Source organism: Cyanobium sp. Cruz-8D1, from assembly GCF_024345975.1.
GTDB lineage: Bacteria > Cyanobacteriota > Cyanobacteriia > PCC-6307 > Cyanobiaceae > Cyanobium.
The window spans coordinates 1-7,125 of the sequence record NZ_JAGQCD010000077.1; the positions used below are offsets into that span (position 1 = coordinate 1).

Below are 7,125 nucleotides of genomic sequence, written 5' to 3' on the forward strand. Positions count from 1 at the left end.
AAGCAGCGGCAACAAGCTCAGGCGCTGCTTTGCTGCATTCTGGCGATTGAGACATCAGGGATTTAAGTCCTTTGGCACCCACCGCTAAAACCACAGCATCGACGTCATCAATCACCTTGACTTCTTTCGTTTTTAGACTATGAATTTCAACCGAGCTTATGCGTTGCGTTTCAGATGAAACATTCAACCGTGTCACGAAGGTTCCCCCAAGGACGCGCAGATGATGGCGAGACATCAGCCTTCGAGCGAGAGGCTCAAACAGTTGTTCGGCAATGCTTTTTGAATTCATCCAACGAACATCAAACGAGTCTTGATGTGCCAGGGCGTAGTAATAGAGGAGCTCCATGGCGACAGCGGCCGAAACTTCTTCGGGAGGCCTGAACAAGCCAACCAGCAAGATCGGTCGCAGGAAATCATTAATCAGTCGATCGCTGATGCCAAGCTTTATGAACAGTGATTGCGCACTAAGATTGTCGTATTTCTGGAAAACCTTGTCGCTGCGATAGAGGTCCAGCATGGCATAGAGAAGTCCTGCGATGCTGAGTCGATCTTGAATGGGAAGTCGCTTGAAGTTTTTGATTGTTGCAATCACTTGGCCTAGGGGGCTTGGCCATTGGGGTGATTCTCCAAAAACAGGAGCTGTCGCTTCCAATCCATCGGGTGACCAAAAAGCACTGGTTGTAAAGTCAGTGAAAATATTGCCAACTTCGAGCTCTTCTGTGAGGGCATTGATGTTGGGATAGTCCTTCCAAAAGCCCCTGGTTCCAGCCTCAAAGGGTTTACCGCTTTTGGTTGTGATTGGTTGACTGCCGGTGGGATCGAGCATCCCATCGATCAAGGTCACGTCAACGCCGGCTTCGCAGAGTGACTTTGCGGCACCCCAGCCAGCCCATCCGCCTCCGATGACGACCACATGAGATTGTTTTCTGTCGGGCATGGTGTCGTCTGGCATGGCTCGTTCTAGCTGGCAGCGGCGGTGGGAGCGGTTTTGGCGGTCGCGACGCCCGCCAGGGTCGATAGGGTGTCGCCAGCGAGTGTGCACGAATGACAGAATCAGCACGGTACGAGGGCCAGGCCCCGCCGGCGGGCTGGAGCCAACTCACGGCGATCAACACCGCCAAAATGCTCACGATCGTGCTGCTGCTGGTGCTGGCGGCCGTGGTCGGGGTGAAGGACATGCGCCAAGTGGTCTATCTCAGCCTGCACATCAGCTACTGCCTCTGGTGGCTGCTGGAGCAGTGGCTGTTTCCTGAGCGGGCTCGCCAGCTGTTCAGCGAGCGTGTGGGGGTGGTTGGGTTTGGCGTCGTCCTGCTGTTCATCGGGGTGCTCTACAGCCTGCCGGGGCTGCTGGCTTTTCTCAATCCCGTGCCGATCTCCCAGGCCGCCGTGGCCGTGGCGCTGGGGCTGTTCAGCTTCGGCAGCCTGATCAACGCCAGCGCCGATGCACAGAAAACCACCGCCAAAGTGATGGGTGCTGGCCTGGTGAGCGACGGCATCTGGCGGCGCGTGCGCCATGTGAACTACCTCGGCGATCTGCTGCGCTACCTGAGCTTCGCGGTGGTGGCCGGCAACGGCTGGGCCTACCTGGTGCCGGCTCTGGTGCTGCTGATCTATCTGCAGCGCATTGGCCAGAAGGACGTGCAGATGGCGGCGAAGTACCCGGAATTCAGCGCCTGGCAGCAGCGCAGCGCGCGGCTACTGCCAGGCCTCTGGTGAGGCCCACGCAGCCGGCATCAACCGCGGCAAGCAGCTGGTGATGCCGATGTACACCAGATGGCGCTGCAACGTGGGTTAGCAAAGGGATCACCTCGGCGGGGTATTCGCTGCCCTGGCTCTTGTGGCTCGTGCAGGCATTGGCCGGCACGAGGATGCCGAGTTCGCCCCTGGGTTCTGGGACACGAAAGACACCCCCACCCCCTTGCCTGATCAGGCGGCGTCCTTTGTTGGCCCGGTCCACACTGAATGGTGGGCCACTGGCCCGTGTCGTACGCCTGAGCCCGATGCCAGCACCGATGGTCGCCGCCAGCACCCCCATCAGCGTGGAACTGGAGCAGGGGAAGGAGTACTTCTATTGCGCCTGCGGAAGGTCGGCTGACCAGCCCTTCTGCGACGGCTCCCATCAGGGCACCGGGTTCAGTCCCCTGGCCTTCGTGGCCGAAACGAGCGGCAGGGCCGTGCTGTGCCGCTGCAAGCAGACCGCCACCCCGCCCAACTGCGACGGCAGCCACGGCCGGGTGCCGGCCGATCGGGTCGGATCGCTCTACAGCGTCGAGGCGATGCCGACGCCCCAGCCCACACCGGAAGAGCCCAATGTGCTGCTGATCCATGAGCTGGCCGAACACGGCCTCGATCGGGTGGGCCCCGAGGGGCCGCTGGCGGCCATGGGCGTGCCGCGCTCCCAGCTGCCGCTGTGGGACGACATCCAGATCCTGGTGGCCCAGCTGGCCCGCCAGCCCCTGCCGAGTGAGGCGGCGGTGGGCACCGAGCTGGTGATCGGCCCCCAGGCGCGGCGACCCCTGCGGCTGGAGATACCTCTGCTGGTCTCCGACATGAGTTTCGGGGCCCTCTCCGAGGAGGCCAAGCTGGCCCTGGCCACCGGGGCGGAGCGGGCCGGGACGGGGATCTGCTCAGGGGAAGGCGGGATGCTGCCCCAGGAGCAGGCCGCCAACCGGCGCTACCTGTTCGAACTGGGCCCGGCCCGGTTCGGCTACCGGGAGGAGCTGCTGCCGCTTGTGCAGGCCTTCCACTTCAAGGCCGGCCAGGCCGCCAAGACCGGCAGCGGCGGCTACCTGCCGGCCAGCAAGGTCACCGCCCGCATCGCCGCGATCCGTGGCATCCCCGAAGGCCAGCCGATCCACTCACCCCCCACCTTCCCCGATCTCCACACCCCGGCTGATTTCCGCGCCTTCGCCGATCGGGTGCGGGAGCTCACCGGTGGCATCCCGGTGGGTTTCAAGCTCAGTGCCCAGCACATCGAAGCCGACCTGGACTTCGCCCTGGAGGCCGGCGCCGACTACCTGATCCTCGATGGCCGCGGCGGCGGCACCGGCGCCGCCCCCCTGCTGTTCCGTGACCATATCGCCGTGCCCACCATCCCTGCCCTGGCGCGGGCCCGGGCCCACCTCGACCGCCGGGGTGCCAGCGGCCGCGTCACCCTGATCGCTACCGGCGGCCTGCGCACTCCGGCCGACTGCGTCAAGGCCCTGGCCCTGGGGGCCGATGGCATCGCCCTGGCCAATGCGGCGATCCAGGCGATCGGCTGTGTCGGCGCCCGGATCTGCCACACCAACCGCTGTCCGGCGGGCATCGCCACCCAGGATCCGCAGCTGCGCCGCCGCCTCGAGGTGGAGCATGCCGCCCAGCGGCTGGCCAGGTTCCTGCAGGCGGCGGTGGCGCTGATGCAGGTGCTGGCAAGGGCCTGCGGCCATGACCATCTGCGCGGCTTCTCCAGGAACGACCTGGCCAGCTGGCACCGGGAGGTGGCGGATCTGGCCGGGATCGCCTGGAGCGGCTCGGCTCTGGACGCTCCGGAGGGTTAGGAGTTTGCCGAAAAAATCGACCAGCCCTCGCGCTATGGCTCAAGGCAGCAGCAAGGCTGTGGGTTGCGGCTGTGGAGCCGAGCAGGCGGCTGAGCTGCAGCGCCGCACCCTCTGGGTGGTGCTGGTGATCAACGCCGCCATGTTTGTGGTGGAACTGGCTGTAGGCCTGCGAGCAGGCTCCACCGGCCTGATTGCTGACTCCCTCGACATGCTGGCCGACGCGGGCGTCTATGGCCTCAGCCTTGGAGCCGTGGGCCGCAACATGACGCAGCAGCGCCGGACCGCCGTGCTCAGCGGCCGGCTGCAGATCATCCTGGCGATCTGGGTGCTGCTGGATGTGCTGAGGCGCACCGTGCTGGGCCGTGAACCAATCAGCGCCCTGATGGTGGGCATCGGCGCCCTGGCCCTGCTGGCCAACCTGGGCGTGATCGTGGCCGGCCTGCTGGTGGCCTGGAGTGGCAGCCGCATCCCTGATCTGATGATCGGCAGTGCCATCAGCCTGCTGGTCCTGAACGGAGGCCGGCGGATCCTGCGGGAGGCTCGTGCCTCACGCGTCTGAGCCATCGGGCCCCTGGGTGGTCGGCAGGTGGCCGGTCTTTACCCAGATGGTGCACCCCTCCTCACTCCAGGGCCGGTGCACGCTGTCGGGCGGGTTGCGCAGCCAGCTGCCGGCCGGATAGGTGCCCTGGTCGTCCTGGAACACGCCAGAGAGCACCAGGATCTCCTCGCCGCTCGGATGGCCATGGGGCTGAAACACCGTGCCCGGAGCCCAACGCACCAGGGCCACATGCTCCGACCCGAAGGCATGCAGGGGCAGAACCTCCAGGCCGCTCACCAGGCCCGGCAGCCAGGCTGCTTTGTTGGTGTCGATCACCTGCCGCTGCTGATCGGCCGGGTGCATCTGCTGCAGCTTCACCAGGAGAGTGCAGCCTTCTTCACTGAAGGGCGCATGGCTGGAGCCGACCGGGTTGCGCAGGTACGTGCCGACTGGATAGTCGCCCTGCTCGTCGGAGAAGCTTCCCTCCAGGACCAGGATCTCCTCGCCGCCACCGTGACTGTGGCGTTCAAACCGGCTCCCGGGCGCGTAGCGCACGATCGAGGTCGCACGAGCCACTTCCTCGCCACGCCGATCGAGCATGCGCCGCTCCACTCCGGCCATCGGCGAGGCGGTCCAGGGCAGGCTGCTGGTGTTCAGCAGGGCGCGCTGGCTGAGATCGGCATGGAGCTCCATGGGGCCGATTCTCGTCAACGGAGGTAGAGGGAGGCCTGCGGCACCCACTGGGGCGGGCAAACCTGCCAGCCCTGACGAAACATCTACCGCCACAGCCTGAAGGCCTCCTCGCGCGACAGTTCCCGGCGCCGTTTGAGGAGTGGTGCCGGCTGGCCGGGCATCAGCTCGCCGCTCTTCACCGCAAGCGTCGGGCTCCAGCGGTTGTAGCGGACGGGTCTGAAGTGCAGCACCTGGCGGCCACTCAGGATCAGCCCACCTCCGGGCACCAGCCCTGCTGGCGCGTCTTGTCGTCTGTCCAACCCTGGCAGTGGCGGGTGAGGTGCTCCCCCTGGGGCAGCAGGCCCTGGTGCAACTGGCAGGTGAGCACCGGGATGCCGTTCACCCCGGCGTGGTGGCGAAACCAGTGGCAGGTCATGCAGACCTTGCCGCTGCGGCTGAGGTCAGGTCGATTGGCAGGGGCACATCCGCCGTCTCTGGCCGCTCAGCCAGCCGAGCTGAGCAACCACCAGCGCACAAGGAGTTTGGCTGATGATCATGATGCACTGCACCGATCACCCCGGACTGGATGTTTGCAACGATTGAGGCAGAGAAAAAGAATCTACAGAAAATAGAAAAATACGCTGCTGGCTCGTTTCTTGCCAGCAGCTACGCACCCGCAACCCGAATCAGCCGATACCCAATATCCCGCGGGTGAAGGCCTCGCCGCCCAAGGCAAACTCGGTGATGAGCAGAGCAACGAAGCCGATCATGGCAAAGCGGCCATTGAGCTTCTCGGCGCGCTCATGGAAGCCCCAGCCACGCTCGGCGCTCACCACTTCCATGCGTGGTTCAGTGGCAAAGGCATTGAGGCGGCCACCGTCTTCGGTGGTCACCGTGGCGCCGCGGATGGAGGAGCGTTCCAGGGCGCTTGGAGTTGTTGGGGTGTCTTGGTCCATGGGACTTCTTGAAGGGATCACAAAACTGTAACAGCCATAGCCAGACAAAATGCAGGTCAATTGATCAGGTCAGTATTAACTCTTGTGGCCCACTACTGCATCCTATTGGCCTCAAGAAAGTATGAAGTGTTGATGCAGACAGCGGACTCCGTCAAGCGGCGTCAGTAGGGCTAACCGTCTCCCTTGGTGGTGCTGCATGCAAGCGACCTGCAGGCGTCCTCCATACCTGCGAGAAGCGAGAGCCGACCGCTTCAGGCTGCAGAACTGGGAAGAATGCAGTCTCGACCGGTTTGTAGCTGAAAAGAGAGCCCCAGTTTCCATCGGGTGTCTGAGCTCTTTTGCGGCTGATCGGGGGGGTTCGTTGGCCACCGCTGCCTACGATCGTGGTCGATCAGCGGTGCTCCATGACCAGTCAATGGCAGAATTTCATGCGAAACCTTGGCGAGTGGCGCGGTAGTTTCACCACCGTCACGGCCGATGGCACGCTGCGCGAGAGCACCCCTTCGGTGCTGACGCTCAAGAGTGATGACAACGAGCAGCTGGTGCGCTTCGGGCTGCGTCGCTGGCCTGCCGGCATGGCGATCGCTCCGGGCGGCGGGCCGGCTGATGGGGCTGGCGAACCCAGCTATGCCATGGAGCAGGACTACCGCAGTCTGGGTCGCCAGGTGGTGTTCTTCGATTCGGGGGCGTTCAACAAGGGGTCGCTACAGGTGGCGCCGAAGACGGTCTTTGGTGGCGAGTTCGGCTTCATCAGGCTGAACCGGCGCCACCGGTTGGTGCAGCTCTACAGCGAAGCAGGCGCCTTCGACCAACTGGTGCTGATCCGTGAGTTCCGCGCCGGCAGCGGGGCTGAGGAGTGTGTTCCAACAAGCCCCGATCAACTGCTGGGAACCTGGGCTGGAGTGACGGCCACCATCAGTGCTGACTGGCCCACCCCCGACGTGGCCGATTGCAGGCTGGAGCTGGGCTCCGCGGAGCTGGAGGGCCTGAGGTTGCTGCCCGATGGCGGCTTCTGTCGCCTGCCGGAGCGGATCAGCCACCGCGAGGCGTTCGTTCTGGAGGGCGGCTGGCTGCCCGCCCCCGGTCAGATGGAGCGACTGGTGCGCCGATACGACGCCACTGGTGCCTGGCTTTCGGCCAGCCATGAAGTGATGACACGCTGCTGATCGTCCAGATCATCACTTGGGCTGCGGGGGGTGGTGACTTGGCTCTGGAGCCCCAAATAAAAAAGCCCCCTACTCAGAGGGGGCTTTCAAGTTGGAGGCAGGTCAGCTTCAGCCTATGGCCGGGGCGGTCAGGGCCACAGGGGTGGCGCTGGCAGCCGCCAGGTCGAGCGGGAAGTTGTGTGCATTGCGCTCGTGCATCACTTCCATGCCGAGCCCGGCACGGTTGAGCACGTCGGCCCAGGTGTTGATCACCC

9 protein-coding genes and 1 pseudogene are annotated in these 7,125 nt (G+C 64.4%); 4 read left to right on the forward strand and 6 right to left on the reverse strand.

Translation table 11 applies throughout. The features are described 5' to 3' along the window. On the reverse strand, nt 1–952 hold a 952-nt coding region (locus tag KBZ33_RS20610; protein WP_254955358.1), incomplete at its 3' end, for an FAD-dependent oxidoreductase. A 92-nt stretch (nt 953–1,044) separates the two neighbouring features. Here KBZ33_RS20610 and KBZ33_RS20615 point away from each other — a divergent pair. The 3 genes from KBZ33_RS20615 (at nt 1,045) to KBZ33_RS20625 (ending at nt 4,098) form a co-directional block, all read left to right on the forward strand. Next, the gene (locus tag KBZ33_RS20615; RefSeq protein WP_254955357.1) at nt 1,045–1,716 is read left to right on the forward strand and encodes an isoprenylcysteine carboxylmethyltransferase family protein; all 672 of its coding nucleotides are present in this window, start codon (nt 1,045–1,047) and stop codon (nt 1,714–1,716) included. 296 nt (nt 1,717–2,012) lie between these two features. After that, nucleotides 2,013–3,539, forward strand: a complete 1,527-nt coding sequence (locus tag KBZ33_RS20620; RefSeq protein WP_255011957.1) for a glutamate synthase-related protein — start codon at nt 2,013–2,015, stop codon at nt 3,537–3,539. Between the two features lie 34 nt (nt 3,540–3,573). Next, nucleotides 3,574–4,098 carry a cation transporter gene (locus KBZ33_RS20625; RefSeq protein ID WP_254955355.1) on the forward strand — a complete coding sequence of 175 codons (525 nt, stop codon included), beginning with the start codon at nt 3,574–3,576 and terminating at the stop codon, nt 4,096–4,098. Here the strand turns inward: KBZ33_RS20625 and KBZ33_RS20630 are convergent. From KBZ33_RS20630 to KBZ33_RS20645, 4 genes are all read right to left on the reverse strand, one after another. Next, the gene (locus KBZ33_RS20630; RefSeq protein ID WP_254955354.1) at nt 4,087–4,770 is read right to left on the reverse strand and encodes a cupin domain-containing protein; all 684 of its coding nucleotides are present in this window, start codon (nt 4,768–4,770) and stop codon (nt 4,087–4,089) included. The two genes, KBZ33_RS20625 and KBZ33_RS20630, sit on opposite strands and share 12 nt — an antisense overlap. Before the next feature lie 83 nt (nt 4,771–4,853). Continuing rightward, nucleotides 4,854–5,036, reverse strand: coding sequence for a DUF1651 domain-containing protein (locus KBZ33_RS20635; protein ID WP_254955353.1), 183 nt, complete (start codon nt 5,034–5,036; stop codon nt 4,854–4,856). Beyond that, on the reverse strand, nt 5,018–5,185 hold the full coding sequence (locus KBZ33_RS20640; protein ID WP_254955352.1) for a hypothetical protein: 168 nt from the start codon (nt 5,183–5,185) through the stop codon (nt 5,018–5,020). The genes KBZ33_RS20635 and KBZ33_RS20640 overlap by 19 nt, the downstream gene beginning before the upstream one ends. A gap of 250 nt (nt 5,186–5,435) precedes the next feature. Then, entirely contained in the window at nt 5,436–5,705 is a 270-nt protein-coding gene (locus KBZ33_RS20645; protein WP_254955351.1) for a high light inducible protein, read from the reverse strand. Nucleotides 5,706–6,109: 404 nt separating this feature from the next. Here KBZ33_RS20645 and KBZ33_RS20650 point away from each other — a divergent pair, with 404 nt between their 5' ends. Next, a complete protein-coding gene (locus KBZ33_RS20650; protein ID WP_254955350.1) occupies nt 6,110–6,871 on the forward strand; it encodes a DUF3598 family protein in 762 nt (253 codons plus the stop codon). 108 nt (nt 6,872–6,979) lie between these two features. Here KBZ33_RS20650 and KBZ33_RS20655 read toward each other — a convergent pair. After that, nucleotides 6,980–7,125, reverse strand: a pseudogene (locus KBZ33_RS20655) (photosystem II q(b) protein); the annotation flags it as partial.